Source organism: Flagellimonas marinaquae (genome assembly GCF_003992675.1).
Taxonomy (GTDB): Bacteria; Bacteroidota; Bacteroidia; order Flavobacteriales; family Flavobacteriaceae; genus Flagellimonas; species Flagellimonas marinaquae.
The window spans coordinates 322,248-343,565 of record NZ_RZMZ01000014.1; the positions used below are offsets into that span (position 1 = coordinate 322,248).

The 21,318-nt window shown below is 44.1% G+C and carries 19 protein-coding genes and 1 riboswitch; of the genes, 10 read left to right on the plus strand and 9 right to left on the minus strand.

Annotated elements, in window-relative coordinates; all coding sequences use genetic code 11:
- Positions 1–69: 69 nt before the first annotated feature.
- Positions 70–173: riboswitch (SAM riboswitch) on the minus strand.
- A gap of 109 nt (positions 174–282) precedes the next feature.
- Together EO130_RS09040 and metK are read right to left on the minus strand one after the other, a co-directional pair.
- Positions 283–2,217: a CocE/NonD family hydrolase gene (locus tag EO130_RS09040; protein WP_127141189.1), complete on the minus strand. Its 1,935-nt coding sequence runs from the start codon at positions 2,215–2,217 to the stop codon at positions 283–285.
- Positions 2,218–2,319: 102 nt separating this feature from the next.
- The gene (gene metK, locus EO130_RS09045; protein ID WP_127141190.1) at positions 2,320–3,573 is read right to left on the minus strand and encodes a methionine adenosyltransferase; all 1,254 of its coding nucleotides are present in this window, start codon (positions 3,571–3,573) and stop codon (positions 2,320–2,322) included.
- A 321-nt stretch (positions 3,574–3,894) separates the two neighbouring features.
- Between metK and EO130_RS09050 the strand changes: the two genes are divergently transcribed.
- Positions 3,895–4,512 carry a deoxynucleoside kinase gene (locus EO130_RS09050; protein ID WP_127141191.1) on the plus strand — a complete coding sequence of 206 codons (618 nt, stop codon included), beginning with the start codon at positions 3,895–3,897 and terminating at the stop codon, positions 4,510–4,512.
- A 204-nt stretch (positions 4,513–4,716) separates the two neighbouring features.
- Positions 4,717–5,433 (plus strand): energy transducer TonB, encoded by a 717-nt coding sequence (locus EO130_RS09055; RefSeq protein WP_127141192.1) that lies wholly within the window; start codon positions 4,717–4,719, stop codon positions 5,431–5,433.
- 102 nt (positions 5,434–5,535) lie between these two features.
- Here the strand turns inward: EO130_RS09055 and EO130_RS09060 are convergent, their stop codons facing one another.
- From EO130_RS09060 to EO130_RS09075, 4 genes are all read right to left on the minus strand, one after another.
- Positions 5,536–7,938: a sodium-translocating pyrophosphatase gene (locus EO130_RS09060; protein WP_127141193.1), complete on the minus strand. Its 2,403-nt coding sequence runs from the start codon at positions 7,936–7,938 to the stop codon at positions 5,536–5,538.
- Positions 7,939–8,054: 116 nt separating this feature from the next.
- Entirely contained in the window at positions 8,055–8,582 is a 528-nt protein-coding gene (locus EO130_RS09065) for an inorganic diphosphatase (RefSeq protein ID WP_127141194.1), read from the minus strand.
- Positions 8,583–8,658: 76 nt separating this feature from the next.
- The gene (locus EO130_RS09070) at positions 8,659–11,154 is read right to left on the minus strand and encodes a DUF5686 family protein (RefSeq protein WP_127141195.1); all 2,496 of its coding nucleotides are present in this window, start codon (positions 11,152–11,154) and stop codon (positions 8,659–8,661) included.
- A gap of 158 nt (positions 11,155–11,312) precedes the next feature.
- Complete coding sequence (locus EO130_RS09075) at positions 11,313–12,293, minus strand: pyruvate dehydrogenase complex E1 component subunit beta (protein ID WP_127141196.1); 981 nt, start codon at positions 12,291–12,293, stop codon at positions 11,313–11,315.
- Positions 12,294–12,460: 167 nt separating this feature from the next.
- On the opposite strand from EO130_RS09075, the gene EO130_RS09080 reads away from it, so the two are divergent.
- The 6 genes from EO130_RS09080 (at position 12,461) to EO130_RS09105 (ending at position 18,472) form a co-directional block, all read left to right on the plus strand.
- On the plus strand, positions 12,461–13,207 hold the full coding sequence (locus EO130_RS09080; protein ID WP_127141197.1) for an electron transfer flavoprotein subunit beta/FixA family protein: 747 nt from the start codon (positions 12,461–12,463) through the stop codon (positions 13,205–13,207).
- A 76-nt stretch (positions 13,208–13,283) separates the two neighbouring features.
- Positions 13,284–14,252 carry an electron transfer flavoprotein subunit alpha/FixB family protein gene (locus tag EO130_RS09085; protein ID WP_127141198.1) on the plus strand — a complete coding sequence of 323 codons (969 nt, stop codon included), beginning with the start codon at positions 13,284–13,286 and terminating at the stop codon, positions 14,250–14,252.
- An 89-nt stretch (positions 14,253–14,341) separates the two neighbouring features.
- The gene (locus EO130_RS09090; RefSeq protein WP_127141199.1) at positions 14,342–14,974 is read left to right on the plus strand and encodes a bifunctional nuclease family protein; all 633 of its coding nucleotides are present in this window, start codon (positions 14,342–14,344) and stop codon (positions 14,972–14,974) included.
- 13 nt (positions 14,975–14,987) lie between these two features.
- Complete coding sequence (locus tag EO130_RS09095) at positions 14,988–16,448, plus strand: NupC/NupG family nucleoside CNT transporter (protein ID WP_127141200.1); 1,461 nt, start codon at positions 14,988–14,990, stop codon at positions 16,446–16,448.
- A gap of 357 nt (positions 16,449–16,805) precedes the next feature.
- Positions 16,806–17,630, plus strand: coding sequence for a thymidylate synthase (locus EO130_RS09100; protein WP_127141201.1), 825 nt, complete (start codon positions 16,806–16,808; stop codon positions 17,628–17,630).
- Between the two features lie 26 nt (positions 17,631–17,656).
- Positions 17,657–18,472 (plus strand): energy transducer TonB, encoded by an 816-nt coding sequence (locus EO130_RS09105; protein ID WP_127141202.1) that lies wholly within the window; start codon positions 17,657–17,659, stop codon positions 18,470–18,472.
- Positions 18,473–18,621: 149 nt separating this feature from the next.
- Here EO130_RS09105 and EO130_RS09110 read toward each other — a convergent pair whose 3' ends face one another.
- Positions 18,622–18,825 (minus strand): hypothetical protein, encoded by a 204-nt coding sequence (locus EO130_RS09110; protein ID WP_206513142.1) that lies wholly within the window; start codon positions 18,823–18,825, stop codon positions 18,622–18,624.
- 111 nt (positions 18,826–18,936) lie between these two features.
- Between EO130_RS09110 and EO130_RS09115 the strand changes: the two genes are divergently transcribed.
- On the plus strand, positions 18,937–19,155 hold the full coding sequence (locus EO130_RS09115) for a helix-turn-helix domain-containing protein (protein WP_241244329.1): 219 nt from the start codon (positions 18,937–18,939) through the stop codon (positions 19,153–19,155).
- A 16-nt stretch (positions 19,156–19,171) separates the two neighbouring features.
- On the plus strand, positions 19,172–19,597 hold the full coding sequence (locus EO130_RS09120) for a Dabb family protein (protein WP_127141204.1): 426 nt from the start codon (positions 19,172–19,174) through the stop codon (positions 19,595–19,597).
- A gap of 177 nt (positions 19,598–19,774) precedes the next feature.
- On the opposite strand, the gene EO130_RS09125 is transcribed toward EO130_RS09120, so the two are convergent.
- The gene (locus EO130_RS09125) at positions 19,775–20,071 is read right to left on the minus strand and encodes an isoamylase early set domain-containing protein (RefSeq protein WP_127141205.1); all 297 of its coding nucleotides are present in this window, start codon (positions 20,069–20,071) and stop codon (positions 19,775–19,777) included.
- Between the two features lie 141 nt (positions 20,072–20,212).
- Positions 20,213–21,307, minus strand: coding sequence for an aminotransferase class V-fold PLP-dependent enzyme (locus tag EO130_RS09130; RefSeq protein WP_127141206.1), 1,095 nt, complete (start codon positions 21,305–21,307; stop codon positions 20,213–20,215).
- Between the last annotated feature and the right edge of the window lie 11 nt (positions 21,308–21,318).

Below are 21,318 nucleotides of genomic sequence, written 5' to 3' on the forward strand. Positions count from 1 at the left end.
GATAGGCCCCATGGGCCGATGATTACTAAAAAATAAGGTTATAAGAAAAGATGGCAGAAACTACCCGTGATGTTATCTATTCCCTGTGGGATAGAATGTAGCACCTTCTCGACAAGCGTCAAGGGTTGCTAAGGCTTCAAAGGGTCTATTCCCTCCACCTTTCTTGATAACTTACAATACATATTTGAACTTCGTGGACAAATATACTGATGGAAAGGCCGATTTTCCTAATCTTTTGGGAAATTTTCAAAAATCGACCTTACCAATAGCTTTTATTTTTTTCTATTTCAACACCGTAAACTCAATATTGGAATCGGTAAATACGGTATGGGTCTGTGTCTTGAAATCGGATTCGTCCGCCTTAAAGATATTGTCCACATACGTTTGTGGATTTAAATCAATCAGTGGGAACCAGGTGCTCTGCACTTGAATCTGCAATTTGTGTCCCTTTTTGATGGTATGGAACACATCCTGAAGCTTAATGTTTACATCTGTTTTTTGATTGGGTGTAAAGGGCTCCGGGTCGGAAAAGCTGTTTCGGAACCTTCCACGAAGCACCTCGCTCCTTACCATTAAATGGTAATTGCTCAGTTTCAGGTGGTCCTGCATTTCCTCATTGGTCTCGGCATCCGGTGGGTGCACATCAATGACCTTTACAATCCAATCGGCAGCAGTCCCCGTTGTTGCCACTTTCAATTTGGCCATAATATCTCCTGCCAAAGTAAAGTCTTCGTCCATGACATCGGTTTCAAAAACCAACACATCGGAACGACGGGCCGCAAAACGCTGATCGTCCGTCATGTATTTACGTGGGGTAAACACCGTTTTTACATCTTCGGAGTACGGAACGGGCTTCTTGACATCGCTGATAAACTGGATTCCCTTGATTTCCTTCGGTTCTGAGGTGAGTTCTTGGTTGTCTGAGAGATACATGGTCTGTTTGGTGGCATTCTCTGGCGGCCAAGTATCATATTTCTTCCATTCCTTTTTACCTGAATCGAACACATAAGCTTCCGGTAAACCTGAATCCTTGTCTCCCTCTCCTTTTAAAAAGTGATTGAAAAACTTGGTCTCAATTTCCCTTTGGTAAAACAATGAAATCGAGTCACCAAAATAATAGTTGCCCACGGTATTTCGCACCTTGTCCCGCGCCCAAGCTCCGTGATCCCATGGACCAAACACCATGGTGTTATAATTGTCCTCGTTGTATTTTTCAATGTTCTTATAGGTTTCCAACGGCCCGTAGAGGTCCTCGGCATCAAACCAACCGCCTACAACCATAGTGGCGACGCTGCTTTTTACGTTCTTTAAATGTTGAATCAATCCCCTACTCTGCCACATCTCATCATAGTTCGGATGCTCTTTAAGTTCGTTCCAAAAGAAATCATCGGTTACGCCTTCTGGACGCATCGTTGGGGTATCCGCCGTTTCATATTCAAAAAAGTAATCCAAGTTTTTGAGCGGCCCGGCATCCAAAAAGAACTGATATTGGTCTTCCGTGGGTAAACTGGGTAAGGTGTACCATGCCGTATCGATGGGCGCATCCCCATTGGGTCGTGGTGTACCAAAGAGTGAAGTCGCCCTAAAATAGCTCAACAAATAAGCGCCATTATGGTGAAAATCATCAAAAAAGAAGTCACCGATACAAGCTTGGGGTGAAGCGGCCTTTAAGGCTGGATGGGCATCCACAGTAGCGTAGGTGGCGTAATAACCGGGATAGGAAATCCCCCAAACACCCACATTGCCGTTATTGTTCTCCACATTGTTTACCAACCATTCGATGGTATCGTAAGTATCCGTGCTCTCATCCACTTGATCATTCGAAGTTTTATTGGGAATGTAGGCCCTCATATTTACATAATGGCCTTCGCTCAGCCATCGTCCTCTTACATCTTGGTAAACGATAATGTTTCCCTCTTTCATCAAATGCTCATTGGGACCGATTTTCGTCCTAAAATTGTCTTCGCCGTAGGGTCTGGAACTGTAGGGGGTACGTTGCATGATAATGGGGTACTTTTTGGAAGTATCCTTTGGGGAATAAATGGTCGTGTGCAGTTTTACCCCGTCCCTCATCTCAATGTCAACCTCTTTTTTGGTGTAGTTATCAGCAACATAGGTATCTACCGTTTCGGTTTGCGTTTTGACGGTCTTTTTACAACCAACGGCAACAAACAACACTAACATTCCAAGGAACAGGATTCTGAACGAACTTCTCATACGTTTAATTTTTGATAGGCTAAAGCTACTAAAGTTCGGGAGAGTATGCCAATAAAAAAAGGAGCCCAAAAGCTCCCTTTTTCTTTTATTGATGTTGATGGATCAAAGGCCAAAGGTTTCCTTTACCTTATCCACCATATCCAATTTTTCCCAAGTGAAAAGTTCCACTTCCTTTTCAATACGGCCGTTATAGGGGGATTCAAAAACCTTGTTTACCATTTTAGGTTCTTTGCCCATATGCCCATAGGCCGCTGTCTCCAAATAAATAGGATTACGAAGTTTCAAGCGTTCCTCAATGGCGAATGGACGCATATCAAAAAGTTCAGATGCTTTTTTGGCTATTTCACCATCACTCATTTTCACATTGGAAGAGTTGTAGGTATCTATAAAAATAGAGGTTGGTTCCACCACTCCAATAGCATAGCTCACTTGCACCAAAATTTCACCTGCAACCCCTGCGGCCACCAAGTTTTTGGCCATGTGCCGTGCAGCATAGGCCGCACTCCTATCCACCTTGCTCGGGTCTTTTCCGCTAAAGGCACCACCTCCATGGGCCCCTTTACCGCCGTAAGTGTCCACAATGATTTTCCTTCCGGTAAGACCCGCATCACCATGGGGTCCTCCGATTACGAACTTTCCGGTTGGATTGATGTGGTATTTGATATCGTCGTTGAACAGTTTCTGGATGCTTTCCGGCATGAGTTGTTTCACCTCCGGAATCAAAATATTCACAATATCCTGCTTGATTTTGGCCAACATAGCTTCATCCCCATCAAATTCATCATGTTGCGTTGAAACCACGATCGTATCGATACGTTGGGGAACATTGTCATCAGAATATTCAATGGTCACCTGGGCTTTGGCATCAGGTCTTAAATAAGGAATTCGGGTTCCTTCCCTTCTTAAATCGGCCAAAACCTCCAATATTTTGTGTGAGATATCCAACGCCAAAGGCATATAATTGGCCGTTTCAGTGGTAGCGTAGCCGAACATCATACCTTGATCACCTGCCCCCTGCTCCTCTTTGGTACCGCGGTCCACACCTTGGTTAATGTCCTGTGACTGTTCGTGAATCAAAGAAATCACACCACAAGAGTCTCCACTAAACTTGTATTCACCTTTGGTGTAGCCTATTTTGTTGATCACCTCCCTGGCAATACTCTGTAGGTCCACATAGGTATGGCTCTTGACTTCACCGGCCAGAACAACCTGCCCTGTGGTCACCATGGTTTCGCAGGCTACCTTACTTTCAGGGTCAAAGGCCAAAAAATTATCCAATAAAGCATCACTGATTTGATCTGCAATCTTATCGGGATGTCCTTCACTAACAGATTCTGATGTAAATAAATACGCCATTTCCAATTTTTTAAAAAATGTAAAGATTTGACCAAAGTGCGAAGAAGTTCTTAACCTTGAAGAAGGGGCACCAACCGAAGCCAGCGCGAACTGCTTTAGCATTTTTACTCGCCCTTTTTGGGCAATCGAGGTTGCAATCAGTCAAATCTTTCCTCGTTTTGAGGGGCAAAAGTACGTATTTACCGCTTATTTTAAAACTTTGTTCGCACCTAATCCAACATCGCCCGTTTGAACCAGTTTATTTTCGATAAGCGGATTAACTTTGTATATTGCGGCGATTAGATTTCCCTCATACCAACAACTAAAAAATATTCACATCATATGCATATTGCTGTGGCAGGCAACATTGGGGCCGGAAAAACGACGTTGACCAATTTACTTGCAAAACATTACAAGTGGGAGGCCCATTTTGAGGATGTGGTGGATAATCCTTATTTGGATGACTTTTATACCCAGATGGAGCGTTGGAGCTTTAATCTTCAAATTTACTTTTTGAACAGTAGGTACCGTCAAATCCTAAAAATCAGGGAAAGTGGTAAGAGCGTTATCCAAGACCGAACCATCTATGAGGATGCCCATATTTTTGCACCCAACCTGCATGCCATGGGTTTGATGACCAATAGGGATTATGAAAATTACAAAGGTCTCTTTGAGTTGATGGAAAGTTTGGTGCAACCGCCCGATCTTTTAATATACTTGCGAAGCACCATTCCCAATCTAGTGAACCAAATCCATAAACGCGGACGGGAATATGAAAATTCCATTTCCATTGATTACCTCAGCCGTTTGAACGAGCGTTACGAGGCATGGATAAATACGTACGAAAAGGGCAAGCTGCTTATTTTTGATGTGGACAATATCAATTTTGTGGACAATCCTGAAGACTTAGGGGAGGTCATCAACCGCATCGATGGTGAGATTCACGGATTGTTCGAATAATCTATATGTAAAGACCAAAGCAACGCCTTCCCAAATTCCATCAAGGAAGTGTTTGGATACCATATCCAGACCATTTTTCCATTTCACTCAATCAAAAGCACCATACACTCATTACCGATTTACTTCCGTCATTTTTCAAGCTAGTTTAGGATTGGGATTGTCCCACTGCTATTAACTGGCCCCCTGGCCAAAACTTTGAAAATTATGGAACCGAAAAAGAATCCGCACCTTGATGTAAAACGAAACAGCATGCTCTACTTTTTTATGGGTATGACATTTGTACTGTTAATGGCCTATTTGGCCCTGAACTGGAAAACCTATTACTCGGAGAATACCTGGGACGTAGGGGCCGTAAAAGTAAATGAAGACCTGATCGAGGAAACCCCTTTCTTGAAGTTGAAACTGCCAGACCCACCACAGCCCAAAATCCAAAGTCCCCCAAAAATTGAAATTGCAGAGGATGATGAAAAAGTGGAAGAAACGGTTATTGAGGCGAACGACGTAGATCAGGACACGGAAATTTCCGATATTGAATCCATTGATGTGGTAGAGGATGATATTCCTGATGAGATTCCGTTTATCCTGATTGAAAACGCACCCATTTTTCCCGGTTGCGAAAACGAAAGGACCGAAAAGGAAAAAAGGGCATGCTTTCAGGAACAAATGTTAAAGCATATCCGTAAGAACTTCCGGTATCCTGAAGTCGCCCGAGAATTGGGACTGGAAGGTCGCGTAAATGTCATTTTTACGGTACAGAAAGATGGGAGCATTGGCGATGTTCGCCTTCGAGGTCCACATGAGAGCCTGGAAAAAGAAGCTGCGCGCATCATCTCCAAATTGCCGAAGCTGCAACCTGGAAAACAAAGAGGTACACCTGTTAAAGTACCCTACTCCATTCCCATCACCTTTAGATTGAATTAATAAATAGATCTATTAGATTTCCCACGCTCCCTTAGCTTCTATAAAAAATAAAAAAACCACGCCAATTGGCGTGGTTTTTCCAGCTTTGCGGTTAAGCGAGAGCTAATCCTTTGCCTCGGCACTCTTATACGCTTCAATTTTTTTATCCAATGCTTCTTTGGTATCGGCAGTAAACTCCTTGGTTTCCTTCATTGTTTCTCCATTTTCATTGGAACTTGAAGTAACCACTGCTTTGTACCCTCCGTCAGCGGTGTTGCTCACCTCTACACGAATTTGCTTTTCTACCATCTTGGATTCTTTCATCCCCTCTTCGGTAATGGTAATCATGGTTCCATCTTCCTTCAACATGCTCACTTCGTCTGCCGGCGCAAGGCTTACCAAACTCGGGGCGATTACCAATGCCACTACGGACATTAATTTAAGTAGAATGTTCAGGGAAGGACCTGAAGTATCCTTAAAAGGATCTCCAACGGTATCCCCTACTACGGCTGCCTTGTGGGCATCGCTACCTTTACGGCCTTCACTTTCGATAGTCTTTTTGGCGTTGTCCCATGCTCCACCTGCGTTGGACTGGAAGATGGCCATCAATACACCTGCTGTGGTTACACCGGCCAACAAGCCACCGAGCATTTCGGCTCCTCCAATAAATCCGACCGCTACGGGTACGGCTATGGCCAACAATCCGGGCAATACCATTTCTTTGATAGATGCCTGTGTTGAGATGGCCACACATTTTTCATACTCAGCTTTGCCATCTGCGGCCTCAAAAATTTCCCTATCCTCTTTGGTCGCTTTGGAGAGATCGGCATCGTATTTTCTCATGACTTCTAAAGCGGCCTTTAGTTCTGGAATATCCTTGAACTGGCGACGCACTTCCTCGATCATGGACATAGCAGCCCTACCTACGGCATTCATGGACAGTGCTGAGAATACAAAAGGAAGCATTCCCCCAATCAATAATCCAGCCATAATATCGGGTCTGGACACGTCGATGGATTGCACCCCTGCAGTTTTCATAAAGGCAGCAAATAGAGCCAATGCCGTCAGTGCGGCGGAAGCAATAGCAAAACCTTTACCGATAGCTGCCGTGGTGTTACCAACGGCATCCAATTTATCCGTTCTCTCACGAACTTCGCTGGGGAGTTCGGCCATTTCGGCGATACCTCCTGCGTTATCTGAAATGGGTCCGTAAGCATCAACAGCCAACTGGATTCCTGTGTTGGCCAACATTCCTACTGCTGCAATGGCAATACCATACAATCCAGCAAAATAGTGCGATACCAAAATAGCGGCCGCAATCAATAAGATTGGAATGGCGGTGGACATCATTCCCACGCCAAGTCCAGCGATAATGTTTGTGGCAGAACCTGTCTCGGATTGACGCACAATGGAGTTCACAGGTTTAGTTCCTGTTCCTGTATAATATTCGGTTACTTTTCCAACCAACAATCCGGCCACGAGACCTGCAATGGTCGCCCAGAAAACGCCCATGGAAGTGAATTCTTTTCCACCTTCAACCCATGTTTCAGGGAGCATAGCATTGATTATAAAATAGGAAGCTACCAGCATTAAGCCTGCAGAACCAAATTCACCAATATTCAATGCTGTTTGTGGATTTCCGCCATCTTTCACTCGAACAAAAAAGGTTCCGATGATGGACATGATGATTCCCACCGCTGCCAATGCCAAAGGCAAATACACGGCACCAAGACCGTCAAAAGCCGCTTGAAATTCGGGTAGACCTGCAAAAACAGCTCCCAAAACCATGGTTCCGATAATGGACCCTACGTATGATTCAAAAAGATCGGCTCCCATTCCGGCCACATCACCTACGTTGTCTCCCACGTTATCGGCAATGGTAGCAGGGTTCAACGGGTGATCCTCTGGAATTCCTGCTTCAACTTTTCCAACCAAATCCGCTCCTACGTCGGCAGCCTTGGTATAAATACCTCCGCCCACACGGGCAAAAAGCGCAATAGAAGATGCTCCAAGGGAGAAGCCAGAAAGTACATTGAGTACTTCTGCGATTTCCCATCCTTGTCCGCTGTAAATCATAAAGAGTCCGCTCAAGCCTAGAACACCAAGTCCTACAACCCCTAGGCCCATAACGGCACCTCCAGCAAAGGCTACTTCGAGGGCTTTGCCCAAAGATGTCCTTGCAGCATTGGTAGTTCTTACATTGGCCTTGGTCGCTACCTTCATACCAATGAATCCTGCCAAGGCGGAGCAAATGGCTCCTACGATAAAGGAAATGGCCACCATTCCATTGGAACCAGTTTCATTGCTTCCTTTAAAATACAATAGAACGGCCACACAGACCACGAAGATGCTGAGTATTTTATATTCGGCCTTTAAGAATGACATTGCGCCATCGGCAATGTTCTTGGCAATCCTTGCCATTTTTTCGTCCCCGACCTCTTGTTTGGAAATCCATACGTTCTTTATGAACACATATAGAAGGGCCAAGACACCAAATACGGGCAAAAATTTTACGATTAAATCCATAGGTTAGATCATTTAGAATTTTTTAATGCTCGCTAAAGTAGTAAAATACGAAGTAATAAAAAAAATGCGCCTTTGATTATTAAAAGCGCATTTTTTAAAAATTATATTTGGGTTATCTATATGGTATAGGCCCGTCTTTTTTTGTGGTCGCTTTCTTCGTAGCGTTTTACACATTCGTGGTAAATTTGAACGGCTTCGTTTACGTCTCCCCATCCACCGGTATCAACTTTTTTCTCTTCCAAATCTTTGTACACTTGGAAGAAGTGTTCAATCTCTTTCAATCGGTGTGGGTTCAGTTCACTGATATCGTCTCTTTTGCTCCAAATAGGGTCGGAAACGGGAACACATATAATTTTTTCATCGGGACCTTTCTCATCGGTCATATGGAAAACGCCAACAGGCTTTACTTCCACCACCACCATAGGATAGGTAGGCTCGGTACAAAGTACCAGTACATCAAGCGGGTCGCCATCCAAGGCCAGGGTCTCCGGTATAAATCCGTAATCACCTGGATACATCATCGAGGAGAATAGGGTCCGGTCAAATCTAATTTTGTTAAGGGTAAAATCGTATTCGTACTTGTTTCTGCTTCCTTTGGGTATTTCTACCAGTACATCGAAGGTAACACGTGGTGTTTTAGCCATGTCAATAATAAATTTATGGCGCAAAAATAACCAGTATAAGTGGAATAGACCGCATAAATTGAGGGTTTCCTGCCAATTAAAAGCTAAATCCGAAGGTTCCGGTTATCCCAAAAGCTCTTGCATCTGGATTATCGAGGTAATTCCCCCTAAAGTTAAAGTCGATACGGAGTATTTTAAAGATGTTCCCCACGCCGAAAGAGTATTCCCAATAAATCTGGTCATCCGGCGCAATCAATGGAATATTGGTGGGTGCGCTCAAGGCAACATTTTCGTCGGACAATTGCCCCCAAGCACCCCTAAGCCCAACAATCTCCCTCAGATTGAACTTTCGCAATAAGGGGATTCTTGAGAACAACCTTCCATTAAAATTATGCTCCAAGTGCACAGTGGCGTAGGTATCTGTCACAAATTCATAAAAATCGAGGTTGGGAAACACGTTGTACAGTGAAAACAAGGTTTGGTTACCAGGTATCACACTCAATAGGGACAAGGGCACCTCACCAAAGGTCTTGCCCAGTTCCACGCTGCTCGTCAACCTACCAAAACCACCGATTTGCCACGGTTGTTGGTAGGAGAACTGTATTTTTTCGTAGTCAAAATCACTTTCCAGAAAGCCGTCAACACCTTTGGTATATTTAAGTACCAGAGTGCTATAATTGTCATTGATATCCGCCCGCTCCACACCATAGCCGATAGTTCGTTTTCCTGGAGTATAGATCAAGGTGGTATTCAAATCGAATTGTTTCACTTCGGACGATATTCCAGTAGGCGAGCCTGGGTCAACATAATCCAGACTGAAAGCTTCGGGCAGTGCGGAACTTAGCGTACGAAAAGATCCACCCACGTTGATCCTAAAGTTTTTTACAGGCTCCATCTCTACATTCAGTGTAGAAAGGTTAATGTTCGTCAAACGGTCGTTGGCCCCTACAGTAACCAAAGAGGATGAGGCTATGCTCCTACCCATCACATCATTGGTACTGGTCAGACTAATGCCCAGTTGTTCAATATCCCTTCGGTTGCCCCCTGAAACTATCAATCGGTTTTTTCGATCCAGCAGAAACTTGCCCCCAAACCCGTGTTTGAACTTTCTATCATTGAAGCCATAGGCCATGTATCCTTCCAAACGCCAAAGATCGTTCTGACCAAAATACGTACGGGCCCCGGCACGCAGACGAATTCCTTCGGCATCATTGTAACCGAAGGTGCTATAAATGTCTCCGATATCGATGTTCCACTTATCGATTTCCACATATCCTGACCCCAAAATACTCACAATATCGTAATAGGTGCGGAACTTGGGAACGGTCTTGAGGGTATCGAGCAAGGTAAAGATTCCCGATTCATCATCGTTAAGACTTTCCAGTCGCGCATTTTTCCAAAAAATGCTGTCCTGCGAGAATACCCTTGGGTCGTAAGGGTCGGCAAAGGCTTTGTAAAATGCTTCGGGACGGGGATTATTAAACGTATAATTGTCAAAAACGGTGGTACGCTTTCCATACACGCCTCGGGACTCTTCTTTTTTGGAAAAGCTGAAGTCGCTCAGCATGTAATCCCGCTTCAATAAAAAGACCGAATCACTGACCACCTCAAAATCCTGTTCAATATAAATTTCCTTCACCCAGTTAATATTGGCACTTTTGGTGACCTGCAGATTGATTTTTTTGATGGCGAAGGTGGTGTCGTTCACCCAAAAGTCGCCCTTAAAGGTGAGTTCATTCTTTCTCCTGGGATAGTAAATAATATTGTAGCACCATTTGTTATCGATAAAGGTACTATCCGAAAGGACATAGTTGTAGACATCGATGCCCGTTCTGGATAAGGGACTGGTAAAGCTCTTATCAAAAAACTTGAGGTAGTTGTCGTAGATATTGTAATCGGAATAGAGGTCTTCCACAAAGGCAGTTATGGCCTGATTACCACTAAAACCAGAATTTTTGTTCCCCAGTACATCTTCCTTCTCCCTTTCCATTTCGTTATCGCCGTAAACCTTTGAAAAAGTTTCGTTCAAGAAAATGGGCAAATACGTCTTTCCTGTGATTCGAGAGGTATCCAAATCCTCGAACATAAATTCCAGTCCCTTGAACAGTTTACTTTTGATCAAGGCACTATCGATGGTATTGAGGTCGAACTCTATTTTCTCGTACTTATCGTATTGGTACTGTTTGAACTTGCGCACACCATTCTCCCTCTTTTTTGCCCATATTTTCCGGAGAATATCAATGGCAGGGTTGTTTTTTTTGGATTGCTTGCCCGTGTACACAACGACTTCTTGAAGCTGTTCGGCAGATTCCATAAGCACGATTTCCATCCCATAATTTACCTTCTGCTCCAAGACCACTTCTTTGGTCTCATAGCCGATAAAGGACACCTTGATAGCTCCGTAGGTTTCGTCCGATTCCATATAAAAGCGACCATTGTCGTTCGTGATGGTTCCTTCGGAAGAGTTTACAAAAATAATGTTGGCAAAGGCAATCGGCTCACCGGTCTCATCCGTAACCACACCTTCGATTTTGGTCTGTGCACTAAGGCAGGTAATAAAAAGTAGAAAAAAAGCGGAAAGGATTTTCTTCATAGACAATCGTATGGGACATGGATGAAAAGCACGATGGTTGTACCTCATCAAACTTTAGGTCAAATTTGGTTCAAACTAATTTGTAATCAAAACAATATTCCCTAAAAAAAAGCCCCGTCAACAAGGTTGACAGGGCTAATATACGCACAAATATGATTCTATAACTTATATAACACTTTCTTAACAGCCTTGATAACATCTTCGTGATTGGGCAACCACTCAGCCAAAAGTACTGGAGAATACGGTGCAGGAGTATCTGCCGTGTTCAATTTAACGATTGGGGCGTCCAAATAATCGAAGGCCTTATCCTGAACATGGTAGATAATTTCGGTAGCCACGTTACCAAAAGGCCAAGCCTCTTCCAAAATCACCATTCTATTGGTTTTCTTCACGGATGCAAGAATGGTTTCATGGTCCATTGGACGGACCGTGCGCAAATCAATGATTTCGCAGCTAATGCCTTCCTTCTCCAACTCATCGGCCGCTTTGTAGGCCTCCTTGATAATTTTTCCAAAGGAAACAATGGTTACGTCCGTTCCCTCCCTTTTAATATCGGCAACACCCAATGGAATGGTATACTCACCTTCGGGCACCTCTCCTTTATCGCCATACATTTGTTCCGATTCCATAAAAATCACGGGGTCGTCGTCACGAATGGCGGATTTCAACAATCCCTTTGCATCGGCTGGGTTCGACGGAACCACCACCTTTAGGCCAGGAGTATTGGCAAACCAACTCTCAAACGCTTGGGAGTGGGTTGCCGCAAGCTGTCCTGCAGAAGCCGTAGGGCCCCTAAAAACGATAGGACAATTGAACTGCCCACCAGACATCTGACGGATTTTGGCAGCGTTGTTTATGATTTGATCAATCCCCACCAAGGAAAAATTGAAGGTCATGAATTCGATGATCGGTCTATTGCCGTTCATGGCAGAGCCTACACCTATACCGGCAAAGCCAAGCTCCGAAATCGGGGTATCGATAACACGCTCGGGGCCAAACTCATCAAGCATTCCTTTGGAAGCCTTATATGCACCGTTGTACTCGGCTACCTCCTCGCCCATTAAATAAATGGTATCATCCCTTCGCATTTCTTCGGACATAGCCTCAGCTATCGCCTCCCTAAATTGTAATGTTTTCATTGAATCGTACTAAATAGTTATAGTCTGCTTAAAAACGCAAGCAAAAATAGGAAAAACTACCCGAAACTAACGGGGACAAAATCCAAAAAAAGAACAAAATTTATTATGCATGCATAATAAATTTCGGATTTTATAATTATATTTGAGGACCAAAACCTATAGTTAATATGAAGATCTTAGTTTGCATAAGCAACGTACCGGATACTACTTCCAAAATCAATTTTACGGAAGGCGATACCAAGTTTGACACAAACGGGGTTCAATTTGTGATTAATCCCAATGATGAATTTGGCCTGACCCGCGCCATGTGGTTCAAGGAAAAGCAAGGTGCGGCAGTACACGTGGTCACCGTTGGCGGTCCCCAAACCGAACCAACCATCCGAAAAGCACTGGCCATTGGTGCCGACGAGGCCATTCGGGTAAATGCAGAACCCACTGATGGCTTTTTTGTGGCAGAACAATTGGCCGAAGTCGTCAAAAAAGGGGGATATGACCTTATCATCGCAGGAAGGGAATCCATCGACTACAATGGCGGTATGGTTCCCGGTATTTTGGCCACTTTATTGGACATGAACTTCGTGAACACCTGTATTAGCCTTGAGATTGATGGCAATACCGCTACCGCAGTTCGTGAGATCGATGGTGGAAAAGAAAAGATCAGCACCACACTTCCATTGGTCATTGGTGGACAAAAAGGATTGGTAGAGGAAAGCGACCTTAGAATTCCCAACATGAGAGGTATTATGATGGCGCGTAAAAAAGCATTGAACGTAGTCGAGCCCGTTGATGCCAAAAAACCCACACAAGACCAAAAATTTGAAAAACCTGCTGCCAAAGGACCCGTAAAGCTGGTGGACGCAGGAAACGTTGGTGAATTGGTGGAACTATTGCACAACGAAGCGAAAGTGATTTAAATTCAAAACTCATATTCAAAGCACCAAATACCAACATTTGGAATTTGGGATTTGAAAATTGAAATTTCAGAAAAATATGTCAGTACTAGTATATACCGAATCCCTTAAGGGAAAATTCAAGAAAAATGCCTTCGAAGCAGCCTCTTATGCATACAAGGTGGCTCAAGACTTGGGCACCGAAGTTACCGCTGTAACGTTCAATGCCGAGGACGATGCATCTTTGGGAACCTATGGAGTATCGAAGGTCTTAAAAGTTACGAACGACTCCTTGGCAACCTTTAACGCGAAGGCTTATGCCGAGGTGTTGGCACAGGCCGCCAAGGCCGCCGATGCCAAGGTGGTTGTATTAAGTTCCAGTGCGGACAGCAAGTTCTTGGCGCCGATCTTGACAGCCAAATTGTCCGGAGGATACGTACCCAACGTGGTAGCAGCACCAGAGAGCACTTCGCCATTTGTGGTAAAACGTACCGCTTTCAGTAATAAAGGCTTTGCCATGACCGAAATATCATCCGATATAAAGATTATCGGTGTTTCCAGTAATGCCTTCGGTGTCGTGGAAAACAATACATCCGCTTCAGTTGAGGATTTCAGCCCATCTTTGGACGACAATGCCTTTACCGTAAAATCCGTAGAAGTGGACCGCGTAGTCGGAAAAGCGACCATTGCCGACGCTGATATTGTGGTCTCCGGCGGACGTGGACTTAAAGGTCCTGAAAACTGGAACATGATCGAAGATTTAGCAGACGTTTTGGGTGCAGCAACTGCCTGTTCCAAGCCTGTTTCCGATATGGGATGGCGACCTCATGGCGAGCACGTAGGGCAAACCGGAAAGCCGGTTGCCAGCAACCTTTACATCGCCATAGGCATCTCTGGAGCCATACAGCACTTGGCAGGAATCAATGCTTCCAAGGTCAAAGTGGTCATCAACAACGATCCAGAAGCACCTTTCTTTAAGGCAGCCGACTACGGAATTGTCGGTGATGCCTTTGAGGTAGTACCTGAACTCATCGAAAAATTAAAAGAATTTAAAGCCCAAAACGCTTAAATTTTGTTAATTTGCCCATTGCAAGGGGCTGTTCGGATAACTGGCAAGGCCGCTTATTTGAACAGCCCTTTTGCTTTAGGAGGAGATATATGAGTTTAGTACGATTAAAAATAAAGGGAATATCTTACAGCCAAACGCAAAATGGCGCTTACGCCCTTATTTTGAACGAAGAGGAGGGCGACCGTAAACTTCCCATAGTCATAGGCGCTTTTGAGGCACAATCCATCGCCATCGCCCTGGAAAAGGAAATCAAACCGCCCAGACCTTTGACGCACGATCTGTTCAAAAATTTTGCAGATAGGTTCAAGATTGTGGTCAAACAGGTCATTATCCACAAATTGGTGGATGGGGTGTTCTATTCCAGCATTATCTGTGAGCGCGATAACGAGGAGGAGGAAATTATCGATGCGCGCACCAGTGACGCCATTGCCCTTGCCCTACGGTTCAATGCTCCCATTTTTACCTACAAAACCATTTTGGACAAAGCGGGTATCTTCCTCAAATTCTCTTCCAAAGAAAAAGAGGAGGATGAGGACGACAGCATCATGGTGGACGAAATCCTGCAAGAAGGCGAGGCCGTTGAAATAGAATCGGGCGCGGACACCCACGGTTACCGCGAAATGTCCCTACAAGAACTACATGCCGAATTGGACAAGGCAGTCGCCAGCGAAGACTACGAAAAGGCCGCCAAGTTAAGGGATGAAATTTCCAAGCGTAAATAAACAAGTACCCTACATGGCGAAAAAGACCCTGAGTTTACTGACACTACTATTCCTATGTTCGGTCGCTATTGGCCAAGATGCACTGCCCGCAGATTCCCTTAACCTTGCCATCGGAACTACAATCACCCAGGATATTCCTGTTGAGCAAACCTCCCAGATTGTTCCCAACCAAGGCTTTACCCTCAATACACTGTTGCGAGGTGCATTGGGTATGGCCGTGCTTATTTTGATTTCCTTTTTGTTCAGTTCCAATCGCAGGGCAATTAAATGGAAGACTGTCGGAATAGGGCTTTCGCTGCAAGTTTTGATTGCCATTGGTGTACTTAAGGTCCCTTTTGTGCAATACATCTTTGATCAAGTCGGTAACCTTTTTGTAAACATTTTGGAGTTTACCCGTGCCGGTAGCCAGTTTCTCTTTGAAGGATTGGTAGTGGACATGGATACGTTTGGGTACATTTTTGCCTTTCAGGTGCTGCCTACCATCATATTTTTCTCTGCCTTGACCTCCGTTCTTTACTATTTGGGCGTTATCCAAGTAGTAGTAAAATGGATGGCCTGGCTGCTTTCCAAAAGCTTGGGCATATCGGGAGCAGAAAGCCTTTCGGTGGCGGGGAATATCTTTTTGGGCCAGACCGAGGCCCCACTGCTCATCAAGGCCTATCTGGAAAAAATGAACAAATCCGAAATCCTGTTGGTGATGATAGGTGGAATGGCAACCGTAGCAGGAGCCGTGTTGGCCGCATACATCGGATTTTTGGGTGGGGATGACCCGGAGTTGCGCCTCGTATTTGCCAAGCACCTTTTGGCCGCATCAGTAATGGCAGCCCCCGGAGCCATCGTTATTTCAAAAATATTGTATCCCCAGACCGAAGAAGTCAATACCGATGTGGAAGTGTCTTCGGAAAAAATTGGGGACAACATATTGGATGCCATTGCCAATGGAACTACCGAAGGGTTAAAGCTCGCCCTGAATGTTGGAGCCATGCTTTTGGTATTCGTAGCTTTCATTGCCATGATCAATGGTATTTTGGGTTGGATCGGTGATTTCACCACTTTCAACAACTGGATTGCAGCCAATTCGCCATACACAGAATTTTCCTTGGAGGCCATTCTAGGGACCGTTTTCGCTCCACTCATGTGGCTTATTGGCGTAGCCAACGAAGATATTATGCTGATGGGACAGCTGCTCGGAATAAAATTGGCAGCAAGTGAGTTTGTGGGATACATTCAGCTGGCAGACCTTAAAAACGTCACTAGCGGGGTGCATTTTACCTACAACAAATCCGTAATCATGGCGACTTACATGCTTTGTGGCTTTGCCAACTTCGCCTCCATCGGTATTCAGATTGGGGGTATTGGTTCTTTGGCGCCCGGTCAGCGAAAAGTACTCTCCTCCTTTGGGATGAAAGCTGTTTTGGGAGGCTCCTTGGCATCGCTGTTATCCGCTACCATCGCCGGGATGATTTTGGGGTAGGTTAGGTACAAGGACAAAGGGTAAAGGGTAGAAGGCCAATGGTCTTTTTTAAGAATCAGAAAAATCAGAACATAAAATTCAACCTCGGAATTTTAAACAAATCAAACCATTGACCATTCAACTAAATCCCTTTTGCCCCAGTTAATAAACTCTTTATAAGTCTTCCCCATTTCTATTTCAAGAATCTGCCTATTGGATTAATTTCGAAGGATTGATTTTTGGTCACATCAGAGCTATTGCCCTGAGCGAAATCGAAGGGGCGTCAAGATGACTTAAATCTAATCGGAAAAGATTTCTCGATACCATTTTCCGCTCGCGGAAAACCACTCGAAATTACATTGTAACGGAACAAACAGCATGAAACAGTACCACGACCTTCTGAAACACGTATTGGAGCACGGCAACCAAAAAGGCGACCGCACCGGAACAGGAACCTTGAGCGTTTTTGGCTATCAAATGCGGTTCGACCTTGCCGAGGGCTTTCCCATGGTAACCACCAAAAAATTGCACCTAAAATCCATTATCCACGAATTATTGTGGTTTCTGAAAGGCGATACCAATATCGCGTATTTGCAAGAAAACGGGGTACGTATCTGGAACGAATGGGCCGATGAAAACGGTGATTTGGGACCAGTATACGGGCACCAATGGCGCAATTGGAACAGTGAGGAAATCGATCAGATCAAGGAAGTGATCGACACCTTGAAAACCAACCCGAACAGCAGAAGAATGTTGGTTTCAGCCTGGAATCCCAGTGTGTTACCGGACACTTCGGTATCTTTTGCAGCGAACGTGGCCAACGGAAAGGCCGCCCTCCCGCCCTGCCATGCTTTTTTCCAATTTTATGTGGCCGATGGAAAATTGTCCTGTCAATTGTACCAGCGCAGTGCGGACATCTTTTTGGGCGTTCCGTTCAATATTGCCTCCTATGCCCTTTTCACCTTAATGATGGCCCAAGTATGTGGCTACCAACCCGGAGAGTTTATACACACCTTTGGTGATGCCCATATTTACAACAACCACATGGAGCAGGTGGAGCTGCAATTGAGCCGTGATCCACGACCCTTGCCCACCATGAAATTGAATCCTGAGGTGAAGGACATTTTTGACTTTACCTTTGATGATTTTGAGCTACTCAACTACGACCCTCATCCGCATATTAAGGGAGTGGTTGCTGTCTAAGGTAGAGCATCAAAATATTATTAGCTATGCTCAGAACTATTTTTATCATTTGTACTCTGTTCACATTTGGGAGTGTGTTTCCACAAAGTGATTTTGAGTACTTTCCCCAAGAACAGATACTAATTCCGGCATGCGAGAGCAATTCAAATAAAAGTGAATGCTTTTATGAGTATTTAAAGAATCAAGTGATAGCCTTTATTACCGACAAAAAGAGAGTAAAACAATTCCTTAAATACGATAAAGACACCTTAAAAGTAGGCGCACGCCTGGTATACGGACTCAACAATGACATTATTTCTGAAAAAAGTTTTGTTGCCATTCAGGATAAAAAGCTGGGCAATAAATACAACGAGGACCTCAAAGATGTTTTTTATACCATCGACATAAGTCAAATCCAAAACAGAAAACCACTTGCCTCAATACATGCATTTTCTTTTGATTTCTTGGTCGATAAAAATGGAGAAACCATAGCTTACAAGCATATCAAAAATAAAAATGTCTATTCGGGTGGAGAGGTGCATGAGATTCCAAGGTTCCCCGGTTGCGAAGAATTAAGCGAGCAGCAAGCCCGCACCTGTTTTCAAGAAAAAATGCAGAATCATATCAAGGCTAATTTTAATTACCCAAAATTGGCCATGGAAAAAGGCATTTCCGGAACAGTTTACATCATTTTTGATATTAATCGGGACGGAAAAATTGAAAATATCAGATTAAATGGGGAATACATTTTAAAGGAAGAGGCTTTGAGAATAATCAAACTACTACCAAACATGTCTCCTGGAATGGTCAATGGAGAGCCTGTAAAAGTTCCTTATTCTATTCCAATGCACTTTCGACTCTAAAACAAATCCTTCCAACATGAAACCCACCTGCTAGTGATAGTCTCATGGCTCATGACCGATACAACTCCCATACCGCCTCAATAACAGAACGAGGGTGAAGCCTGTCTGTCGACCAAGGCAGGATTGCACTACCAGTAGGCTTTAAATCATCATTTTCTAAGCTCCAAGATTACCTTTCTCAGAGCGGTTACCACATTTCGAATATCTTCTTTAGAAAAGGAGCCTTCTTCTACATAAAAAAGCATTTCGATTCCCATATCCAGCACATTTGCCAATTCGTCGGGTGAAGCATAAGCATCTTCAAATAATTCAGAAAAAACTATTACCGTGGTATTTTTTGCCGCATCTTCCATGGTCATACTAAAATATGACCCTAATGTAGGTGATATTTTTAAATCGTCATATTTTATTATGACGTTTCTTCTGTTTTATCTGGTCAATTTTGCTTTGTTAGGATATTTTCAATGTTGACCAAGCAGGAATTATCAGTTAAAATCGGAAATCGAATCAAACAGCTAAGAAAAGAGAAAAACATTTCTCAAGCTGAGTTGGGCAGGTTATGCGGTCGTGACAAACAGCATATCGAACTCATCGAAAACCACAAAGTTTCCGCAAACACCTATACGCTTTACACGATTGCAATTGCTCTTGAAATTGAGTTTGTAGAGCTGTTCAAGTTTTAATTATCAACCATTAGCCATGAAACCCACCATCATCACCCTATTCGCCGCCCTATTATTCGCCAGTTGTGGCGAAGAGCCGAAAAAAGAAACCACCGAAACACAGGAAATTACCGTGGAAACAAACCAAGAAACTGCTGTACCTCAACTAAGGCATGTGGTATTGTTCAAATTTAACGAGGCTTCGTCGGCCGAAGAGATAGCACAGGTAGAAGCAGCATTCGATGCGCTGCCTTCCAAAATTTCAGAAATCAAAGGTTACGAAAAAGGCCTCAACAACAGCCCTGAAAACCTGAACAAGGAACTTACCCATTGCTTCCTGTTGACGTTTGAAAGTGAAAAGGACCGCGATACCTATCTTACCCATCCAGACCATGTGGCTTTTACCGAAATTGCCGGTCCGCACATTGCCGATGTGCTAGTGGTAGATTACTGGGCGAAGTGATTCTTTCTGGAGCGTTGTGCTGAACTCGCTTGTCTGACTGTAAAGGCAGCTTTTAGCATATTGCCAGATGATACCGAGATTCTTGGAACCCTGAAACAAGTTCAAGGTGAAGAAGAGATCGGTTGGAAAAAGAACCGCCATTGGTTTTGGGGCTAACCAATGGCGGAAACTATGTTTTTAGACTTCTAGAACAGCGTTCTCGGCTCCGGCGTAATCGTTCCACTGGAAACGATCGGCTTCCCCGTCGTTCTCGTAAGCGCCGTCAATCAAATATCTGAACTCGTAGCTGTTCTCGACAGGCAGCTCGAACGTTCCTTTAAAGGTGCCGTTCTTCAATTTCTTCAAGGTGCTCTTTTTAGGGTTCCATTTGTTGAAATCCCCCACTACCGCAACTGTTTTCGCCTCATCTGCTGGAACTGTAAATGTTACTTTGCAAACAGGCTTGCTCTTTAGGTATTGTTTTTTAATTGCCATGGTACTCAAAAATTTAATTCCGGTACAAAGCAATGCATAAAACCATTTATTTACAATTAGTTAGAATCGATTTATCAATTTGATAAAATCGAGCTAACCTGATGATTACTTTTATCAAATTAACTATTGGTTTTTTGCCGATTACGAGGTTGATGTCCAGCGTTTTAGAAGTGTTGCTATAACATCTATTTCCTCTACGGTATTGTAAAAATGAAAGCTTAACCGAATACCATCTCCCCGAAGTGAGGCAACCACATTCTCATTGGTCAATTTTTGAAAAAGCTGCTCATCGCCCTTGACACTAAAAATAGTACTATGTTGCTTGCGTTTGACCACAGCAGGCTCTAAAAGGTCAAGCTCCGAAAAGGCCTCCATGGCCCTTTGGGACAACTTTTGTAATTGAGCCTGCACATTTTCCTGCCCAATCTCGTCCAAAAAGTGAACGGCGAATTCCAAACTACCGAAATTCAAGGAATCCAAATGGCCGGGCTCCATGTATTTACAAAAGGTGATACTGTTTCGCTTGGAGGCATCGTTGTCCACAGAACCGTTCCCGATACCACGTAATTCAAATTGGTCCATCACCGCCTCCTTTACCAAATAGAATCCGTTACCATAGCCGGCCAACATCCATTTGTAGGCACTCGCACCCAGAATATCGATTCCGGAGTCCTCAAAGTCGAAAGGCTCCATGCCACAGAATTGGGTGCCATCGGCAATGATGATCAAATTGGGAAACTCCTTTTTCAAATCTTTTAAAAAATCAAGATCTATCCGCACCCCATTTACCCATTGCACCAAACTGAGCGCCAAAACGTCGAAGTCACCACCCTTCACTTTGGCGCGGATACTTTCTTCCATATGCTCGTCGGCATCCACATAATCCCGCTCAAAATTCCGTGTCTCGAAAGGCCAATTGACACTAGGGTAGTCCTTATTCACCAACAAGACCTTTTTGTCCTTGGGCAGTCCCTCAAGCAGTAAGTTGAACCCCAAACTGAAGTTAGGTACCAAAGCCACGTTCTCGGGTCTGCAATTAAAAAATTGACCAACTACCTTTTTGATCTCGGGCATATGGGCAAATCCTTTAACCTTCATTTCGCTGCCCCCGATCAGAAAATCGAGGTCGTGTCCTTGGCGCCATTCCATCAAATCTTCGCTCAGAAGACCTGCCGAGGCGGTATTGGCATAAATACATTGGTTGAGCACGGGGAATTTTTTTCTAAGGTTCTGCATGACGGGAATTT